Origin of the sequence: Streptomyces sp. NPDC058964, assembly GCF_042741275.1 — a bacterium.
Classification (GTDB): Bacteria; Actinomycetota; Actinomycetes; order Streptomycetales; family Streptomycetaceae; genus Streptomyces.
In genome coordinates, this window is the sequence record NZ_JBHYKH010000788.1 from 1 (window position 1) to 2,798 (window position 2,798).

Here is a 2,798-nt window from a genome sequence, read left to right on the forward strand (position 1 = left end):
CCCAGAGAAAAACACTGGCTGTGGCGGCGGCAGCGTCAGTGGTGTATACGCGACCGCCGGGGGCGTCTGGTTCCCCGACGACCCGCGGCAGGTCCCCTGGGAACGCTTCCTGGACGAGGTCACCGACGCCGGTTACGAGTGGATCGAGCTCGGCCCCTACGGCTACCTGCCCACCGATCCCGCCCGCCTCACCGACGAGGTGACCCGGCGCGGCCTCAAGGTCTCCGCCGGCACCATCTTCTGCGGCCTGCACCGCGGCCCGTCCGAGTGGGAGAGCACCTGGGAGCAGGTCAGCCGCGTCGCCGCCCTCACCCGGGCGATGGGCGCCAAGCACCTGGTGGTGATCCCCTCCTTCTGGCGCGACGACAAGACCGCCGAGATCCTGGAGCCGCCGGAGCTGACCGCCGAACAGTGGGCGCACCTCACCAAGGGCATGGAACGGCTCGGCCACGAGGTGAAGGAGACGTACGGCCTCGACATCGTGGTCCACCCGCACGCCGACACGCACATCGACACCGAGGCGCATGTCGAGCGCTTCCTCGACTCGACCGACAGCGAACTGGTCAACCTCTGCCTGGACACCGGTCATTACGCGTACTGCGGCGGCGACAGCGTCAAGCTGATCGAGACGTACGGCGAACGCATCGGCTATCTGCACCTCAAGCAGGTCGACCCGGGGGTCCTGGCCGACGTCGTCGCGAACGAGGTGCCCTTCGGACCGGCCGTCCGGCGCGGTGTGATGTGCGAACCGCCCAACGGAGTACCGGAGCTGGGGCCCGTGCTGGAAGCGGCCCAGAAGCTCGGCGTAGATCTGTTCGCCATCGTCGAGCAGGACATGTACCCGTGCGAGCCGGACAGGCCGCTGCCGATCGCGGTGCGCACCCGCCGGTTCCTGCGGTCGTGCGGGGCCTGAGGGGGCGTACGGCCGACGAGCCGGATCCCGGGGGCGCCCGCGTGCCACCGCCTCCGACAGGCGACGGCAGGCGGGCGCTCCTATGCTGGTGACACGACGCCGCCCGGCCTCCGCCTCATGGCACGACCCGCGCCTGGACACGTCGCCCGGCCCCGGGGCCCGCCGCCTTCCACGACGTTCGCGGGTCCGTCTCATGTGTCCTCACGTGGGAGTTGAGCCCATGTCACACGCCTCGACCCGACTGCGCAGGGGGGCCGTCGCCGTCACGGCCATGGGCATGCTCGTGGTACCGGCCGCGGGCGGGGCGGCCACGGCCCTGCCGGATCCGGTCGGCGCCGTGGGCGCGGGACCTCCCACACCCTCGGCGTCCGGGAACGAGGTCCGCGAACTGACGCCGGCCGTGAAGAGGCAGCTCGACGGGACCGTGCGGCGGGTCATGCGCGAGGCGGGCATCCCGGGAGTGACCGTCGGCCTGTGGACACCCGACAAGGGACAGTACGTGCGGTCCTTCGGCGTCGCCGACAAGAGCACCGGCCGGCAGATGTCCCCGGACCTGTACCTGCGGATCGGCAGCGAGACCAAGACCTTCACGGTGACGGCGCTGCTCGAACTGGTCGACCAGGGCAAGGCGGGCCTGGACGACACGATCGACAAGTACGTCAGCGGCGTGCCGAACGGCGACAGGATAACCCTGCGCCAGCTGGCCGGGATGCGCAGCGGGCTCTTCAACTACTCGGAGGACGACGCCTTCTTCAAGGTACTGACGTCCGATCCGCAGCGGCCCTTCACCCCGCAGCAGCTGCTCGGCTACTCCTTCAAGCACCCGGTGCTCTTCCCGCCGGGCGAGAAGTTCGACTACTCCAACACCAACCTGATCCTGCTCGGCCTGGTCGTCGAGAAGGTCAGCGGCAGGCCGCTCGCGGACTACATCAGGACCGACGTCCTCGGCCCGGTCGGCCTCGGCCACACGCTGTTCCCGGTGGGCAACGAGTTCCCCCGGCCGCACTCGCAGGGCTACACCGACCAGACGGCGACCGGCAAGGTGGAGGACTCGGCCGACTGGAACCCGTCCTGGGGCTGGGCGGCCGGCGCGATGATCTCCAACCTGCAGGACCTGCGCGTCTGGGCACCCACGGTGGCCACGGGCCGGCTGCCCGACGGAGGCGTCCTGATCAGCCCCGCCATCCAGAAGCAGCGGCTCACCACGCCCGCGACCCCCATCCCGGGCGCCGGGTACGGCCTGGGCATCTTCAACGTCCAGGGCTGGATCGGGCACAACGGTTCCCTGCCCGGCTACGAGTCCCTGACCATCTACCTCCCCTCGGCCAGAGCGACCCTCGTGGTGCTCCTCAACACCGACATCAACTACAAGGGTCAGGAGCCCAGCACCGTCCTCGGCGACGCGATCACGTCGATCGTCTCCCCGGACCACGTCTTCAACCTGCCGGCGGAACCGGCGGCGCGGTGAGAACGTTCAGCGGGTGACGGTGGCACGAGCCGGGACACGGGGAGGACCCAATGACGCAGAGGGAGCACACGCAGGGCACGCAGGACACGGAGCACGCGGAGCACGCGGAGCACGCGGAGCACGCGGAGTACACGGAGCGGCCGCCGGAGGCTGCCGAGGCCACCCTGCGCCGGGCCGGATTCGGTGCTCTGCCGGAGCGGATCCGGCCGCAGGACATGGTGGAGGAGCGGCCTGCCGTCCCGCGGGATCCAGAGCGGGACGCGTACGACCCCGACGAGTCCGCGGTCCGTTACGGTCCGTGAGATTCGGGCGAGCGGCCCGGCTGCCGGCCGGGGAGGCGGCGGGCCTTCTCGGCGGTGCGGCGGTCGCGGCGGCCGGGCGCGGGAGTGATCTCGCGCGGCGACGGATGCCGGACGC

3 protein-coding genes are annotated in these 2,798 nt (G+C 70.9%); all 3 read left to right on the forward strand.

Features of this window, described 5'->3' with window-relative positions; genetic code table 11:
- On the forward strand, window positions 1–913 hold a 913-nt coding region (locus tag ACFW2E_RS44725), incomplete at its 5' end, for a sugar phosphate isomerase/epimerase family protein (protein WP_384477309.1).
- Between the two features lie 220 nt (window positions 914–1,133).
- Complete coding sequence (locus tag ACFW2E_RS44730; protein WP_384477312.1) at window positions 1,134–2,381, forward strand: serine hydrolase domain-containing protein; 1,248 nt, start codon at window positions 1,134–1,136, stop codon at window positions 2,379–2,381.
- A 50-nt stretch (window positions 2,382–2,431) separates the two neighbouring features.
- Window positions 2,432–2,683 (forward strand): hypothetical protein, encoded by a 252-nt coding sequence (locus tag ACFW2E_RS44735; RefSeq protein WP_384477315.1) that lies wholly within the window; start codon window positions 2,432–2,434, stop codon window positions 2,681–2,683.
- The last annotated feature ends 115 nt before the right edge of the window (window positions 2,684–2,798 follow it).